Annotated in this window: 15 protein-coding genes; 6 read left to right on the top strand and 9 right to left on the bottom strand. The window is 53.5% G+C overall.

From position 1 onward, the window contains the following. The first annotated feature begins 750 nt into the window (after positions 1–750). Genes ACR0J4_RS19265 through ACR0J4_RS19245 form a run of 5 tightly spaced genes read left to right on the top strand, consistent with a single transcriptional unit; the run spans position 751 to position 4,735 of the window. Positions 751–1,842: a glycosyltransferase family 2 protein gene (locus ACR0J4_RS19265; protein ID WP_480668790.1), complete on the top strand. Its 1,092-nt coding sequence runs from the start codon at positions 751–753 to the stop codon at positions 1,840–1,842. Then, positions 1,814–2,236, top strand: a complete 423-nt coding sequence (locus ACR0J4_RS19260; protein WP_170549745.1) for a GtrA family protein — start codon at positions 1,814–1,816, stop codon at positions 2,234–2,236. Before ACR0J4_RS19265 ends, ACR0J4_RS19260 begins: the two co-directional genes overlap by 29 nt. Next, positions 2,200–3,405 carry a radical SAM protein gene (locus tag ACR0J4_RS19255; protein WP_170642247.1) on the top strand — a complete coding sequence of 402 codons (1,206 nt, stop codon included), beginning with the start codon at positions 2,200–2,202 and terminating at the stop codon, positions 3,403–3,405. Before ACR0J4_RS19260 ends, ACR0J4_RS19255 begins: the two co-directional genes overlap by 37 nt. Beyond that, positions 3,398–4,573 carry a class I SAM-dependent methyltransferase gene (locus ACR0J4_RS19250; RefSeq protein ID WP_170643983.1) on the top strand — a complete coding sequence of 392 codons (1,176 nt, stop codon included), beginning with the start codon at positions 3,398–3,400 and terminating at the stop codon, positions 4,571–4,573. The genes ACR0J4_RS19255 and ACR0J4_RS19250 overlap by 8 nt, the downstream gene beginning before the upstream one ends. A 15-nt stretch (positions 4,574–4,588) precedes the next feature. Then, positions 4,589–4,735: an integrase core domain-containing protein gene (locus ACR0J4_RS19245; RefSeq protein ID WP_480668789.1), complete on the top strand. Its 147-nt coding sequence runs from the start codon at positions 4,589–4,591 to the stop codon at positions 4,733–4,735. 521 nt (positions 4,736–5,256) lie between these two features. Here ACR0J4_RS19245 and ACR0J4_RS19240 read toward each other — a convergent pair. Further along, complete coding sequence (locus tag ACR0J4_RS19240; RefSeq protein ID WP_170549760.1) at positions 5,257–6,957, bottom strand: hypothetical protein; 1,701 nt, start codon at positions 6,955–6,957, stop codon at positions 5,257–5,259. Between the two features lie 661 nt (positions 6,958–7,618). Further along, positions 7,619–8,179 carry a hypothetical protein gene (locus ACR0J4_RS19235; protein ID WP_170549763.1) on the bottom strand — a complete coding sequence of 187 codons (561 nt, stop codon included), beginning with the start codon at positions 8,177–8,179 and terminating at the stop codon, positions 7,619–7,621. A gap of 571 nt (positions 8,180–8,750) precedes the next feature. Here ACR0J4_RS19235 and ACR0J4_RS19230 point away from each other — a divergent pair. Next, positions 8,751–9,128, top strand: a complete 378-nt coding sequence (locus tag ACR0J4_RS19230; protein ID WP_170643981.1) for a hypothetical protein — start codon at positions 8,751–8,753, stop codon at positions 9,126–9,128. Positions 9,129–9,912: 784 nt separating this feature from the next. Here ACR0J4_RS19230 and ACR0J4_RS19225 read toward each other — a convergent pair. From ACR0J4_RS19225 to ACR0J4_RS19195, 7 genes are all read right to left on the bottom strand, one after another. After that, the gene (locus ACR0J4_RS19225) at positions 9,913–11,667 is read right to left on the bottom strand and encodes a sulfate permease (protein ID WP_170549769.1); all 1,755 of its coding nucleotides are present in this window, start codon (positions 11,665–11,667) and stop codon (positions 9,913–9,915) included. 23 nt (positions 11,668–11,690) lie between these two features. After that, complete coding sequence (locus ACR0J4_RS19220; protein WP_170643979.1) at positions 11,691–13,370, bottom strand: bifunctional protein tyrosine phosphatase family protein/NAD(P)/FAD-dependent oxidoreductase; 1,680 nt, start codon at positions 13,368–13,370, stop codon at positions 11,691–11,693. 21 nt (positions 13,371–13,391) lie between these two features. Then, positions 13,392–14,276 carry an MBL fold metallo-hydrolase gene (locus ACR0J4_RS19215; protein ID WP_170643977.1) on the bottom strand — a complete coding sequence of 295 codons (885 nt, stop codon included), beginning with the start codon at positions 14,274–14,276 and terminating at the stop codon, positions 13,392–13,394. Between the two features lie 24 nt (positions 14,277–14,300). Further along, complete coding sequence (locus ACR0J4_RS19210; RefSeq protein WP_170643976.1) at positions 14,301–14,738, bottom strand: DUF6691 family protein; 438 nt, start codon at positions 14,736–14,738, stop codon at positions 14,301–14,303. A gap of 3 nt (positions 14,739–14,741) precedes the next feature. Continuing rightward, positions 14,742–15,176 carry a YeeE/YedE thiosulfate transporter family protein gene (locus ACR0J4_RS19205; protein ID WP_170643973.1) on the bottom strand — a complete coding sequence of 145 codons (435 nt, stop codon included), beginning with the start codon at positions 15,174–15,176 and terminating at the stop codon, positions 14,742–14,744. Next, the gene (locus ACR0J4_RS19200; RefSeq protein ID WP_170643972.1) at positions 15,176–15,385 is read right to left on the bottom strand and encodes a YgaP family membrane protein; all 210 of its coding nucleotides are present in this window, start codon (positions 15,383–15,385) and stop codon (positions 15,176–15,178) included. Before ACR0J4_RS19200 ends, ACR0J4_RS19205 begins: the two co-directional genes overlap by 1 nt. Before the next feature lie 102 nt (positions 15,386–15,487). Further along, complete coding sequence (locus ACR0J4_RS19195; RefSeq protein ID WP_170643970.1) at positions 15,488–16,162, bottom strand: Crp/Fnr family transcriptional regulator; 675 nt, start codon at positions 16,160–16,162, stop codon at positions 15,488–15,490. Positions 16,163–16,317: the final 155 nt, after the last annotated feature.

Here is a 16,317-nt window from a genome sequence, read left to right as displayed (position 1 = left end):
AGCAGTCCTTCGTTTAATGCGCCGAGAATGTCGGGAACGAGCCCAAAGCGGGCTTTTAAATGACCGCCGGCCCTGCCCAAAAGCTAAGCGCGGGGGCGGACCCGGAATTACGTTTGTCGGTGCGCTGCATTACAGATTGTTCCGTGTTGGACTGTAGGTAGTCGCGCAACCTGCTCCAGCTCTTCTTCACTCGGCCTAAAGTTCCACATCATGGGCGTAGCCACTACTGCGATTTGTATTTTTTGTGCTGTCCTGCCCAGAATGTTATTTTCGGTCGCGAACGTTCTTCCTTCGGCTTCCGCCGAGCCATCGGTTCCACGGCAACGTTCACAACGCAATCGGTCTGTCTCAGCTAGTCAAATCGATTCCCCTGCTACGACTTGAGGTGCAAAATCTTCACTCTGCGCTTTTGCCGGGAGGGCAAAGCTGACTGAAATGAGAAGTATGCTAGTAAGTACTTTCCACTTGGAGTGCCTCCTTCTTTTGATACTATAGAACCATGCGAAAAACCCTGCGGTGCGGTAGCCATTTGACCTTGCTCTAACGCTCTCGCGGAGCGGACATCCGAGAGCATTTGGGCTGGCTCAAAACTGAAAAGACATTGCAGGTTTCTACTCTCAGCCCAAAGCCGTTTTCGAACTCCGCCGGGAAACCAGCAACGACCGAAAACGAAGCAACCCGAGACCAGCGTAGCCGTTTCCTGCCGTGGCACAGCTACCCTTTCGGGTTTCTCTTGGCACTGGTTCGAAAATGGTTCTTTGCCTCTTTTTCATAGTGCGAATCAATGGTAACCAAGCCGAAAACGAGGTTTTTCTATTGGCGAACTCTAGTTCTTCGAATCAACACGTTTCACATGGCATGTCGGAGTGTAAATCGGCAGGCGACGCTGCCGATACAACTTCAAGCGAACAAAAGTTAATTTCAGTGGTCATACCAGTTTTTAATGAAGAACTGTGTGTAGTTGAGACTCTTCAGAGGTTGAACGCTCTGAGAGATGGCATGGCCAAGAGAACTGATTTGGAATTCGTCTTGGTTAACGATGGTTCTTCTGACACGACTGGCCAAATAATCGCTGCAGAGGCCGCGCTGAATACGCACGTGAAGCTGGTCGAACTTAGTCGGAACTTCGGCCACCAGGTCGCGGTCACAGCTGGGCTTGACGCCGCAAGGGGCGATTACATTGCTATCATAGACGGCGACCTTCAGGACCCACCGGAATTAATCGAACAAATGTATGAAATCGCGTTGGAAGGATATGATGTAGTCTATGGCCAAAGACGTGAAAGGGTAGGAGACACTTGGTTCAAAAAGGCTTCAGCTTCTGCGTTCTACCGACTACTCAATGCACTTTCTGACACCCCGATCCCAAATGATACTGGCGATTTTCGACTGATTTCCAGGCGCGTGGCGATCGTTCTTTCTGACATGCGAGAACGAAATCGCTTCCTTCGTGGAATGGTGCCATGGGTTGGTTTCACCTCGTACGCGTTTCAATATGACCGTGATCAACGACGTGCGGGTACGACTAAATATCCCCTTCGCAAGATGTTGGGTCTTGCGACCAATGCAATTACGTCATTCTCGAGCAAGCCTCTCTTGCTAGTCGTTCGCCTGGGATTGTTTATGTTGGGAATTGGGGCGTTCAGCGGCGTGTGCTTGCTCTGCCTTAAGCTCTTCACAACAACGGTAGTTCCAGGTATTACCTCAATTCTGATTTCAATTTTGGTCTTCAATGGTCTTCAGATCCTGATAATTGGGGTTGTCGGGACTTACGTTGCCAAGATGTTTGACGAAATCAAAGGCCGACCACTCTATGTTGTTAAGCGTACGATCAACATTTGAGAGGCTTCTCAGCTACTTCTGCGCGGTGACTGTCGGGTTTACTGCCGATGTGTTGGTGTTTCTCGCCCTTTCGAAGCTTGGCTGGCCCATTCTACCTGCAAATGCCGTGGGTTTCCTGATCGGTGCATCAGTAAACGTTCTGCTTATACGTAGGTTAGTGTTTCGAGGTACGCCGGTTCCACGTCATTTGGATTTGCTATTCACTATAACCAGCAACGTGGCTATCATGTTACTGGGCACTTTGATCATCTGGACATTGTCGTTGCAGTTTGGTTTATCCCTACTCACTGCGAAGATTGTGGCAAACGGCTGCACGCTTATATTGAACTTCGCGATAAGAACTCTTCTCGAACGGTATTGGCCTTGTTCTCAGATCTCTCGAAAAAAACCCTAGCGCGCGCCGCACTTCTACAGGATGCGCCGGTCTATGTGCAGTTCTATGTCACTGCTCGCTGTAACCTGACCTGCGAACAATGCAATATTATCTACGCGAATGCAGACGTGCGCGAAGTGACAATCGACGAAGTTGAACGGATCGCCGATAATTTCGCTGAGATGGGCGTCGCTATCGTACTTCTTACTGGAGGTGAGCCGTTTGCCCGCCGCGACCTCGCCAAGGTCATCCATGCCTTCGAAAGCCGCGGCGTTCATGTTCGGATGCAGACCAACGGTTTCGCGTCCGAGGACCGTATTGCTGAGGCCGTAGAGGCTGGCGGTCGGGATATCTCGATTTCGCTCGACAGCCTGCACGGTGCGCAACAGGATCGCATCAATGGTGATTTTGACGAAAGTTGGCACCAGGCCCTAAAGGCGATCGCGGCGTTCACGCAATATCTTCCCAAGCACAACAGTTTCGCGTCCTTAGGATGCGTGATGCAACCCTCTAACTTGTCCGACATCGAAGATGTAGTTCGTTTCGGTACAGAGATCTCGTGGTTCACGTCGCTTGTCCCGGCCCATGTCAGCAGTTTCGGACGCCCACGCGGGTTCCGCACGTTTGACCAAAGCCTGCGCTTCCGGCCCGAAGAACTGGGCGAGGCGGACAAGTTGCTCGATCGAATTCGCAAAATGCGCAAAGAGGGTTTTCTGCTGTATGATAGCGATCAGTACATCGACGATATAAAGCGCTTTATTCGCGGCGAAGCGACCACGTGGAGAAACAAGAACAAAGGTGTGTGCGACTCACCTAACTTGTATTTCGCGCTCCTACCGAACGGAAACTTTGCACCATGCTGTGATTTCCGTTTGCCGACGAAGTATCCCGCATACGACCCGCATTTCCCAAAAACCTACCGAGAGGCCGCTTTCCGCAAGGAAGTGCATAAAGTGGTCAGTGAATGTGATGGTTGCATGTATGGCAGTTACCCCGAGATAACCATCTCCATGCGTTTCATGGCTGCCAAGTTGCAAAGAGTTCAGACATTTCTCACTTCACCGCCCGAGAAGAAATGGCCTGTTACTTACGAAGAGCTGTTGGAGAAAGCCGAGCGCATACGTAATGAAAAACGCGAAAGACCGAAATCCCGTCAGCTCCCAGAAAAGAAAGCTCAAGTAAGTGCCTAAAAAGATCCGTTTTGAGGCTTTCAAGTATCGTTTCCTTATCGAAGCCAAAGAGCATCCCATGACGCAAGGAACGAAAGCATCCTCGGCATGGGACACATTCGTGGACGAGCTTGAATTTGCATACGACGCCGGAGATGTGGTCATCACCCACCCTTCACATCCGGGTCTCTGCGAACGCGTAGCGTTGAACGAGGCAGTCCTCTACAAGCGTGGCGACAACGAAATTGCGATCAGCAAACAAGTGGCCGAAGGCCTCAGATTTGCTAACGACAAAGTGCAAGACGAAAACGAAGACTTTTTTCGCAGTGTACTTGTGAAGGTCGGCATTGCTTCAGGGTTTGAGGAACAGACCGGTGATGAAGCCCGGATCGAAGCAGAACGCGAGTTTCACGATGCTTGGGCCGCCAGCGAGGATCTGTCCAAGATTGATGTAAGGCTAGCCAACGAAGCCTGCACGGCTCCGGAGATGCGGCACATCACAAAAAAACTTGGGGACCTATCGGGCAAAACGGTGCTTGATCTCGGGTGCGGACTTGGTGAGGTGAGCGTCTATTTCGCAACTCTCGGTGCCGAGGTGACTGCCTCGGACCTGTCTGCAGGAATGTGCGAGGCTGCCAGCCGGCTGGCTCAGATCAATGGGGTTTCGATCAACACCCATGTTGCGTCATCTGAGTCGCTTGGACTCCCGGAGGACGCAAAATTCGACGTGATTTATGCAGGCAATATGCTCCACCATGTCGACATTGATGCCACCCTCGCGCAAGCCTTACCCCATCTCAAGGAAGACGGCACATTTGTCAGCTGGGATCCTGTTGCCTACAATCCTGTCATCAACATTTATCGTCGGATGGCCATGGAGGTCCGGACGGACGACGAGCATCCACTCACCAGAGCTGACGTCGCAAATATAATTAAGCACTTTGAACGCAGCGAAACCCGGTTTTACTGGCTTTCAACCCTTGTGATCTTCATTATTATGGCGGTTTTTCAGCGACGAGATCCAAACAAAGAAAGATATTGGAAAGCCGTAGTGCAAGAGGCGCCGAAATGGGAGCGGCTCTACACGCCTCTGGAGCGCCTTGACACGCTCTTGATGAGGTTTCTTCCGCCGCTGCGCTGGCTATGCTGGAATGTCGTAGTGATTGCGCGAAATCCACGGGCCAAGTGATGCAAGAAAAGGGCGCTGCGTCGAGAAGTTCTCAATTTGGAGCGGTTCACGACGACCAAGCAGGCCCAGATCGTCATCAATCACTGGCTCAAGCAATACAATCACACCCGCCCTCATCAGGCGTCCAACAGTTCCAGAAACCTTACTAGAAAAACCGACTGATTAGTGGCCCAAGAACAGGAGGCTATACAGTCGATCGCGGTCCACGTGTGAAGAGGTAACTACGTGACCATCGGTTTGGCAATGCTCAAAACTGACTAACACCGTGCGGTGATAGAAAGAATTCTGGCATCTTCGGAGACTCAACAGGCCAAGGTCTTCTTCTTTCAGCCGAGATCGATTGGGGCAAAAAAATATTGTACCCAAGCTACCTCCTTCAGTTCAGTCGAGATGTGTAGACGTTAATAGCGGCGCAAATAGGTACTTCGACTTGTTTCTCGTTTCACAATGCACACCTCAAGTAAGTTCGAATTCCAGCTTCGGTTGCTGGGGTGACCTGCTGAACAACAACACCGACAAGATCGTCATTTTCCCCAAGCAATGGCTTCCGGGCGAGGAACGCGGCCCTTAACTGGAAGGTTGCGATGACGCGCATGTGACTATCCTGGCTTTGAGAAGATAGAAAACTTCTCTTCGGCATAACGTAAATCTGAGTTTCTTGACGCTTGGCGAAACAGTTTCGCTTACTGGCAGAAGGTATATGCGACGGCATCGGACATTCCTGGGAACACCGCTTCAAACTCTACACTACCACGTTCGCACTCCAAACTGTTGGCCTTTGCAATATGCGATGTGATCTCCTCTTTGGTTCGAGTGCGCTCCTCCAAAGTCGCGTGGTCCTCCAAGTTTAAAATAAACTTTGGAGACTTTGAACCAATACACTCAATCAGAGCGCCAGCTATCTGGGGGTCGCTGACGAAATGATTGTAGATCATGCAAGTTTCGGGCTTTGCTTCCAGTACGGCATAGATTCCTGGAAAACCGCTCAGAATAAGGCCTCCTTGTCCTTCGGTCTTCCCTTCAAATTCTTTTTGAAATGCCTCAATCACCGGCACTTTCTCGTTACTTACCAAGATGCCTTTGAAGATGCTCACGTCGGTAAAGCTGCGTCCCACGAAAAATGTCGAAGGATCTCGATAGGGCGTGAGCTGCCAAAGTGTCAGGTAGATCGATAAGACACCGAAGAGCAGCGCGTGGGGCATCCATCTCCCCACACCACGCTCAGCCCGTATGCCCAATGTCGCAAGGGCAGTTGCAATTGGGAGCAGGATCATCATCGCGGCAACACCCGCGATCACGCCTCCGCTGCTTGTTCCGGCGAACGCCGTGAACTGGCAAATAGCAACAATGCCCACCGCTCGAACTGGCCACTCGCTGGACCCGTTAGAACGTGCTGCAGTCCGCGCTGTGAATTGTGCAACAGCGCAAAGCACAGGCCATCCCGCCAAGGTGTCAGTTCTAGGTCCGGGATATGGCAAACCAGCGGCCCGAAACTCAAGGATGTCGTGCACAATAGCAAACAGGAACAGGCAGGTCAGACAGAACAGGACAACCAAGAGGAGATTTCGCAATCCTCTCGGGGCGGGCGCAAAAAGAGCAGCAAGCATCAAAAGAAGGATAGCAAGATAGTCGCGTTGCATTTCGCGATCTGTCCAAAAACTTCCAACTGAAAAGCCTGAACTAAACCGTAGAGAACGCATAACGTCCTCAAAATCTGTAAGCGAAAGTATGACAGCCAATCCCAACGCACCGAAAAGCAACCCAAAACCGATCACTCGGAGAAGCGGATCAAACTGCTTGGACACCAAAAGGTAGATCAATAGGATTGCTGCCATTACCAAACCGGCGACAGGATAGGCTACGCCGGCCACCACAATCGTAGCGGCCCACCACCACGGCCTGACGGTCTTGGGCGATGCGAAGAGTAAAGCAAAAACAATCCACATCGCTTGAGCTACTGTGTTGTAACTAAAAGCAAAAATAGAATGGTGGGTTACCGCAAAACTCAATGCGACCGCCGCCAGAAGTGCGTTGGAGGGCTCTAGACCCAGACCGACAAGCCTGCGGCAACAAAACCAGCAAAGAAAAATTAACCCGATCACACAGAGCGCTCGTCCGAACAAAATAATACCCGTGTCACCGAACGCGAAAAGGTACGCCTTAAAGAACGGGAGAAGGAAAACATAAACAAGTTGCTGGATATACAGATCGTTAGAAAAGAAACGGTTCGTTTCGGCGAGTCCAATGGCTTGGTAATAGTATTGGATTTCGTCTGTGAAATCTAAGCCGATCAAACTCCGCATAGTCAAAAGACAAAGGAATGCTCCTAGAAAAATGAAGAACTTTACCTTTTCTAGGTTTTTGCAGTCGCCTAACACTTTCATTTGTATAGCCGCCGATATTGAAGTTTTTTTAAGATCACAGAAGAACCGCCGCTTTCTTTTTTATGGATCACACAGTCACTGGTCGAATACGCCTTCGCTTTGCACCCTAGAGAGGATTCAAGCAACCATTTTCGAACTAGTTTCGAGAGAAGTTAGGATCTTGGAGGGCATCTGCGCGATGGAAGGAAATGGCTATTCCGGTCATGGGTTGCCCCGCTTGCGGTCATTGCTGGTTTCCCGTCGAAATTGGACAGCTGCCTTGGGCCGGCAGCAGCGGTCCATGCTGCCGAGTCCAAAAGCGGCCTTGTCCCGCGTCTAACCTGTTCATAAGGCGTGCAGCTAATGTCGATTCATACAAACCAGCCTTTGGTGCAGATCGCGGCGAATGTGTCAGGAGAGCCCAGAACCACTGATGCTGCGTGACGCATGTATGACTGGTTCGCGGAACTCATTGGCTTTTTCGGCAGATTAGTCACCTGCAAGCGGCGGGTTTTACCTTACATCCGGGAACTGTAAAGCTTTCGAGCAAGGCACGTGGCCGGGCGGCCCGATTTCGAGGCATTTGGGGCGCGTGGATTTTACGAACAATAAGGCGGATGGGTCCTACCTGACTGGAGCGTACGGTTGGTTATCAGCTTGTTAACTGCAGTGGCGGAAGCTTTCATTGAATTTCTTCTACGCTCAGGCTCCCATGATAGTCGATCAATACGTTTGCCGAAAAGCCTTTCAGGAATATCTTAGAAAAGGCACCCCGATTATGTGGTCGATCAAGCAAGAGCGACCAACAACGCATTACATTTGGCGAACACGCCGCGGTGGCAGACGCCACTGCGGATCTGCTTCGCAGCTCTGCCCGGATGCTACGAAGATCGTTATAGGATGGAGCTATGATGTCTTTTGCGAGAGGTCTTTTGATGACCTGCAGCGCGACGTTCGGCTCATCACGGCCGATTTGCCAAACAGAATCTCTGAGGTAGCGATAGGCTGTCTCTCCCCTTGGGCTTCCGGTGCCCCAGCTCGACGGAAGAGGAACGACGGGCCAATGCGGGCGATATGCAAGTTGCAGTTGCTCAATTTTCACAGCCGACAGCGTCGACCAAATGTCATCTCCCTGCTGACCGCGGTCCCGACGACGCTCCAACCAGAAGACAGAGTTGGGTTCCCGGATCACGTAGTCCCAGACTTCGGGATTGATCTCTTCGGCAAACCAAAAATCCCGCATGAACCAAAGTTGCCGCTGCTATTCGTGCCGATGGGGCAGCATGCCTATCCCAGGGCGACACTGCGATCTCGGATCAGAGAAAGGAGGGCCTCGCGATCTCCAAAACTCGCGGTCATATCGAAGAGTTTTTCGAGGGTATGGATCGCAAGTCCTGAAAATCGCCGAAGCCATTCAAGCGGAAGTGTGGCTCTGAGGTAGTTGAGCATTGGCTCGCGCTGCAGGATATGCAGATCACAGAAACCGCCAGGTACTTCCAGCGCGGGCTCAAGATAAACCCGCGCATAGGCCTCGCGCTCGTCAGGGGAGAGCTAAGCCAATCGCTGAACTTCCGTGTGGAATGCCTCTTGCTCGCCGTCTGCATAGGTGTCGTGACCGCCGGTGTCGGGTAGGATGGCAAGCGCCACCTCTTGGGCCACCCCATCCAAGGTGCCAGTGGCGCGATATTCCGCAAGAGCCCCGGCTAGGATGTGATTTCGTTGCCGACCAACATGCCCATGACTGGAATGGCGATGCAACGCTCCAAACGGTTTGGGATCAGATCATCTCCTATGAGCAGTTCCTACTTAAGGTCATGAAGCAGAGGACAGTGCGATCGAAGAGACAGCGCCTTGTCTCCGAGTTCCGCGGACTACTCGATCTTCTGCTCAGCACTCAAAAACCAAATGACCTGCGTCCGGTTGATGTGCTCGACAGCGCGCATTTTCCATCACCGGCCAAGCTGAGCTTCGCAACCCGTCAGTTGATGCAGCCATGTCACATCTGTCATCTGGTGGAAAGTCGTAAGGCTCTAGCAATCGTGATTTGCATGCTCGAAGATAAAGTTGAAGGATACGGATTCGACTCAGGAGCATCACCTATGCATCGAATCCGAGAGTTGATGTACCGCGATACCTTTGGCCGGTTTGAACAACACATCCTCAACATCGCCAGGCTCGCGCTTCCAATCTGAAGGGCCAGGGTTCTGGAATTTCTCTGTTGATCGAGTCCCAAAATTGGAGTCTCCTTTTTAAGGGAACTTAACAAATAGGCGCTTTCTCTATCGATTATCTAATAATAATGATTATGTTATTTATTGGACGCTTTGGGCATAGATTTGCGCAAAGCTAAAACCTCATGGTCTGGCCCGACGTTGACCCCTTGCTAAAAAAGGCGCGCAAAGCTTCCCTAACCCAAGAAGGTGGCAGGTCGTTGCAAAAATCTGCCATAAGTTGTCAGGCAAGCACTTAAATTAATACTATAAGGTCGGCCAGCAGACTATGCCATCCGTTGCGGACATCGATCTGGATGCTCCAGGTCTCGCATTTTCTAGCCTTTTAAGACTAGCGAATCCGAAGAGGATCAAGACACTTCTACCCAACGAAATACTCGAGGTCATGGACGGGTTGGAGCCTGGTTTCAGTGATTCCGGCAAACTAACCGAACTCGCGGTTAAGATGTTGGATTCAGCTGCTACGCTTCAGGATGATACGTTGCGTTCAGAGATTATTTCGTTGATGCCGCTTAAGAAAGCGCGGGAGCTCTGCTCGAAACTCTGTAGTTTAGAGGGGCGCAACCCGTTTGATGAACTGACGAACGATTGTCTGTTTCATACAAACGGTTTGGGAATGCGACTAACTTATGTCGACGAAAGACACTCCCGTCGGGGGACTAGTGGACGCCATTTGTTGCCTGCTAAACATTCTCGATAAGGGTCATAGGCGGGGCGCTTCAAGAGGACATAGAGGCTGACAGATCTACAGAGTCGAATGGTTTTGGACTGTCTCAACAACTTTGTCATGCGCGCCGACAGTGATCCAAGCCTCATATTGCGACATAAACACCTGACCGTTTAACTGATCAAGGAAATGAGATCGTTCCAGCCTGTCCATAACCGGCCCCTTGACCTCGGACAGATGCAGACCGATGCCCAAATCTGACAAGCGCTGGTTGATCGCTTCAAGACTTTCCAACGCGGAGTAGTCAACTTCGTTCACAGCAGAAAACACCAAGATAACATGACTGACACTGCCTCCTTCAGGCAAACGGTGCTGGATCAGATCTTCCAGAAACCGCGCGTTGACGAAATACAGGCTTTCATCCACGCGTAACGTCACTATGGACGGGATCGTTTCAACCTCGTGACGTAGAATGTTGCGGAAATGCTGTGTGCCGGGCACAAGCCCGACCTCGGCCACATGCGGGCGCGAAGTCTTGTAAAGGTGCAGTAGGATCGAGGTTCCCACGCCCGAGGCGACTCCAACCTCGACCCCCAACCCCAACGTAAGGCCAATGGTGGTTGCGACCGCAACAAAATCTGCGCGAGAATAGACCCAAGTCTTTTTCAGAACTGAAAAATCCACAAGGCTGAGCACGGCAACGATGATCGTTGCAGCCAAAGTGGCCTTGGGCAGGAAGTAGACCAACGGCGTCAGTGCAAAGGCGGCAAGTGCAAGGCCAACAGCAGTGAATGCACCGGCAGCCGGTGTTTCGGCTCCGGCATCAAAATTGACAACCGAACGCGCAAACCCACCCGTAACCGGATAGCCCCCTGTAAACGCTGCCCCCAGATTGGCCGCGCCCAAACCGATCAGCTCCTGATCTGGATCGATCCGCTGGCGTTTCTTGGCGGCTAGTGTCTGCGCGACCGAGACACTTTCAACGAATCCGATGATCGAAATAAGGATCGCAGGAGCGATCAGCTCTCCTACAAGATCGAAGGAAAGATCAGGCCTTGTGAACGGAGGCAAGCCCTGTGGCACCGTCCCTACAATCTGCACCCCTTGAGCATTCAGACCCAAAGCCCAGACAGTAACAGTTGTAGCAACCACGGTGGCGACAGGCCCGGCTTTCGTCAGAATGTCGGCAAGAACCGGCCCTGCCCCCAAGAGCCCAAGAAAATGTTTGAGGTGCTTGCGCACCCAGAACAAAAAGCCGGTGGCAAGGCTGCCGATTGCCAGCGTCACCCAATTTGTTTCAGGTAAATGGGCAAGGATTGATCCGACCATTTCAGGCATTGTGTGCCCATGCGCATCGACACCCAGAATGTGCCTGAGCTGACTGGTCGCAATCAAAATGCCGGAGGCTGTGATAAACCCCGCAATCACAGGGTGGCTGAGGAAATTGGCCATGAACCCCAACCGCATCACGCCCAAAAGCACCAAAAACGCGCCAGACATAAAGGCCAAGGTCAGGGCTGCGACGGCATAACCTGCAGTGCCCTGCTCAGCCACCTGCCCGATCGCGGTGGCCGTCAAAAGCGACACCACCGCAACCGGTCCGACGGCCAGCGCGCGGCTTGTCCCGAAGATCGCATAAAGCACAATCGGAACAATCGACGCGTATATGCCGGCCTCGGGCGGCAATCCTGCCAACAGAGCGTAGGCAAGCGATTGCGGGATCAGCATGATCGTCACGATCAAGGCCGCAATCAGGTCGTTGGAAAATGCGCCGCGCGTATAGTTCCGGCCCCAATCGAGAATGGGGACAAATCGGCTAAGATGGTTGATCATCTGAGGTCTTCCGATGCGCAGGGCTATTCCGGGGCCACGTTCAGTTTTTCCGGATGCGCCATCCATTCCTTGCCACGCAGCATTGCCTTCCAATAGATCGGCGGCAGCACGCTTTCCTTCAGAAACCACGCCAAACGACTGGGTTTAGTGCCATCTAACAGAAATCGCGGAAAACTGGGCTTGAGCGCTCCACCATAGCCGAACTCTGCCAAGACGATCTTGCCGCGTTCGACGGTCAGCGGGCACGAGCCATAGCCGTCATATTGCGCCGTAGCAGACCGACCTGCGATGTCAGCCACGATGTTTTCCGCCACAGTGGGCGCCTGCTTGCGTGCTGCCGCCGCTGTTTTGGCATTCGGCGCATTCATCACATCGCCCAGGGACCAGATATTGTCAAAGCTCTTGTGCCTTAGCGTGGCCTGATCGACATCGACCCACCCAGCCGCATCCGCAAGCGGTGACACCCGCACAAAATCCGGAGCGGTCTGCGGTGGGCAGACATGGATCATGTCGAATCCCACTTCAACCCTGCGCTGTTCACTATCTGGTTGGGTCACCTCGAACACCGCCGTCTTTGCAGGCCCGTCGATGGCAACGAGGTTGTAGAAAAAGTTCAACGAAGCGTCGTATTTTTCTACATAGCGTTCCAGCGCCGGGACATAGTCTTTGACGCCAAACAGCACTCCACCGGCGTTCATGAACTGGATGTCAATGTCGCTCAGTACGCCCCGCCGAGACCACGCGTCGCCGGATAGGTACATGGCCTTTTGCGGCGCACCGGCACATTTGATTGGCATCGGAGGCTGGGTAAAAATTGCTCTGCCCTTTTGCATCTCTCGCACCAACTGCCACGTACATGGGGCAAGATCATAGCGATAGTTCGAGGTTACGCCGTTGCGACCAAGAGTTTCCTCCAACCCCTCGACCTTGCCCCAATCCAGCTTCAGACCCGGGCAGACGACAAGTCGGTCGTATTTCACCACTCGGCAACCATCCAAAACGACGGCGTTGCTTTCCGGCTCAAACGCGGCGACGGCCGCCTTGATCCAATGCACGCCTTTGGGAATCAGACTGCCCATGGTCTTGGCCGTCGTCTGGGCATCAAAGATACCGCCACCCACCATGGTCCAACCGGGCTGATAGTAGTGAACATCTGCTGGATCAATGACGGCAATATCCAGATCGGGTTGCCGCGATTTCAGACTGGCTGCGACCGAGATCCCCCCTGCCCCCGCGCCGACAATAGCAACCTGAAAATGGGCGTCGCCCGTATCTGTTGGGGTCTTACCGCCATTTGCGATCCGGCGGGCCACGCCGTTCATGTCGTAGCCCGCTGCCTTGGTGGCTGTCAGGATTTCGGCAATCGGCCGTTTAATAGCCTCATGAAAAGACCATAGCGTGGCCGAGCGTGTCCCGGTGCGACAATAGGCAAACACCGGGCGTTGCAGGTCCTCAAGCGCTGTGCCAAACGCCTCGACATCCCCATCTTTCACCATTCCTGATTGCACGGGAACATAGCGGGCCTCGATCCCTGCGGCCTTGGCAGCGGCGGCGATTTCCTTGAACGAGGGCTGATCCACCCCTTCGCCATCCGGCCGATTGCAGATGATCGCGCGGAAACCTTGCGCAGCGATTGTCCCGACATCCTCGACCGAGATCTGAGGGCTGACGGTGAATTTGGGTGATATCGTGCGAAACTCCATCTCTGTTCTCCTTCTGACCCATTAGAGGGTGTTTACAGGTACTTTGAGCATCGGGTTGCCGTCGGGATCCTTGGGCACCTCGCCTGCTCTCATGTTGACCTGCAGTGAAGGGATAATGAGGTTTGGCATCGCCAGCGTCGCATCACGTTCGGTGCGGAACTTGACGAACTCTTCTTTCGTCTTGCCACCACCAACGTGAATATTGTGGGCCTTTTCCTCGGCTACGCTGGTTTCCCAGGCAATATCGCGCCCGTTCGGCCCATAGTCGTGGCACATGAACAACCGCGTCTCATCCGGCAATGCCAGGACTTTCTGGATCGAGTCATATAGAACGCCCGCGTCGCCGCCCGGAAAATCGGCCCGGGCAGAGCCGCCATCGGGCATGAACAGTGTGTCCCCAACAAAGGCCGCATCACCCATGACATGAACCATACAGGCTGGCGTGTGTCCGGGCGTGTACATGGCGTAAGCCTGCATATTCCCAATCATATAGGTGTCGCCATCTTCGAACAGAGCATCGAATTGCGAGCCGTCGCGTTGAAACTCGGTTCCTTCGTTGAAGACCTTGCCGAACGTATCCTGCACCACGGTGATCTTGGAGCCGACCCCGATCTTGCCCCCCAGTTTTTCCTGAATATACGGCGCGGCGGACAGATGATCGGCATGCACATGGGTTTCGATAATCCACTCAAGCTGCAGGCCCTTGTCGATCACAGTCCGGATCAACTCATCCGCGTGATCAAATGTGATACGCCCGGCCGCGTAATCGATATCCATGACACTGTCGACGATCGCGCAGGCGTTCGAATCCGGGTCTTTCACGATGTAGCTGATCGTGTTCGTTGCAGCGTCAAAGAACGCAAATACGTCTGGCTTGATCGCCAAGTTTACGGGGTAATTGGCCATGTCTTGTCTCCTCCGGTTCTTAACTCAGGTACGTGTTTGCAAATCAGGTGCCAGCGCTGCCTGCAGGCCCTTGGCGAGGGTGATGCCCGCGACCAAGGCGCCGACGAAGGCAAAGACCTCCCATCGGCCCGTGCCCAGTGCGGGCAATGCGCCGCCGGGGCAGAATCCGGCGATGCCCCAACCGATGCCGAACAAGGCGGACCCACCGACGAGCTTGACGTCGATCTTTCGCGCCGATGGCAAATGAAACGCTGGTTCAAGCACGGGTGTGGCGCGGCCGAAAACCATCTTATAACCGACAAAGGTGGTTATTAGCGCGCCTCCCATGACAAAGATCAGGGACGGATCCCAAGCGCCAAACAGGTCGAAGAAATTCAGCACCTTGGCCGGGTTCGCCATGCCGGAAAGCGAAATGCCGACACCAAAGACCAGACCGATCAAATAGGTTGAAATGAGTTTCACGCTTTATCCTCCGAAAACGTGGCGTGTGACGAAAACGGTGGCAAAGGCGAACAGCATGAACGTTGCTGTGGCTGTGATCGAGCGAACGCTTAGTCTCGCCATTCCACACACACCGTGGCCCGAGGTGCAGCCGCCGCCCAGGGTTACACCGACACCGACAACCACACCGCCCAGAACAAACGCGGCAGTGGAGACCGGCACCTGAACCTGAGGCATCTGCCCGGACATCAACCTCACCACCAAGGGGCCGGTTGCCATGCCTGCCAGCAACGCGGCGCGCCAGGCAAAATCACTGGACGATGCAGGCCGCAACAGGCCGGCCAAAACTCCGGTTGCCCCCATCACGCGCCCCAACAGCAACATCAGCAGAACCGAGGCCACACCAATCAGAACGCCGCCCGTCAGCGACGCCCAAGGGGTAAATGCTGTCTCGATCATCAGCAGTTCTGACAGGTCTTGAGGCCAATGATGCGGTAAAGCGGGCAGTTGCCGACAAAGGCGGTAAGGGTGAACACACCCCCCACGATCAATGCCAGCCAGAACAGGAGTCCGGCCCCCAGCACGCTCGTGCCCAAAGCCATGTATAGAAGCATCGCAGCAATCAGAATGCGCAATGCGCGGTCAAGTTTGCCCATATTTGTGGTCATGTCACACTCCATCGGGAATCGATGATATGACAATTGCACAGCGCGGCTCACAGCTTTGGTGACATGGTCACCAAACTGCCGAAGCAAATACAAAGTTTGTGTTCAGACCTCGGGCGTCGCCGATCTTGCCAAGCGTTCCAGCCCCTCGCGGTCGGTCAGGGAGACTTCGCCACGCGACTGTTCCACCCAGCCACGGCGTTGGAACTCCGCCAAAGTACGCGAGATCACTTCGCGCGCCGTGCCCAGCTCTGTACCTAACACCGCATGCGTTGCGTGTACCGTCTCGCCTTGCCCTGCCAGCTCTAGCAGCCGAGAAGCCAGCCGTACGTCCATACGCTTGAACACGATATCGTCGATCAAAGTAAAGAGATCGGTGATCCGGCGTGAGTACGCTGTAAAGACGAACTCGCGAAACACAGGGGATTTCGCAACCAGATCGTCGAACGTTTGGCGCGGGATAGCCACCGCTGAAACGTCTGTCTCGGCAATGCCGTCGGCGGAATAGTCTTCGAAGGCCAGCATACACGCCGTGGTTAGCACACAGCTTTCACCGGCGTGAACACGGTAGAGGAACACCTCGCGCCCGGTCTCAGATTTCTGCTGAACCCGGACGGTTCCCTCCAGCAGAAGCAATAGATTGTCAGCCGTTTGGCCAGGCGCGAATATCTGCGTGCCAGCGGGAACGTTGACGATCTGACTGCCGCTGATGAGGTCGGCGCGCACAGTATCCGGTAAGCGGCTGAGACCTTTGAACTTATCAATCCAAGAGTGTTGCATAGCCGAAAATCCTACCATTTTGCTTGCCGCAGCAATTGTGTCAGAACGGCGCTGTTGTTCAATGCGATATTTTGAATGTGAGGCGAACAACCGCGTTCTGAAAGATGCCATTCCTGTCACATGGCATTTCCCCGTGCTGGAATAGAATTGGGCTG

This window comes from Ruegeria sp. B10 (genome assembly GCF_056539825.1).
The sequence above is the reverse complement of the archived record's forward strand: the minus strand, read 5'-3'. Positions and strand labels throughout refer to the sequence as shown.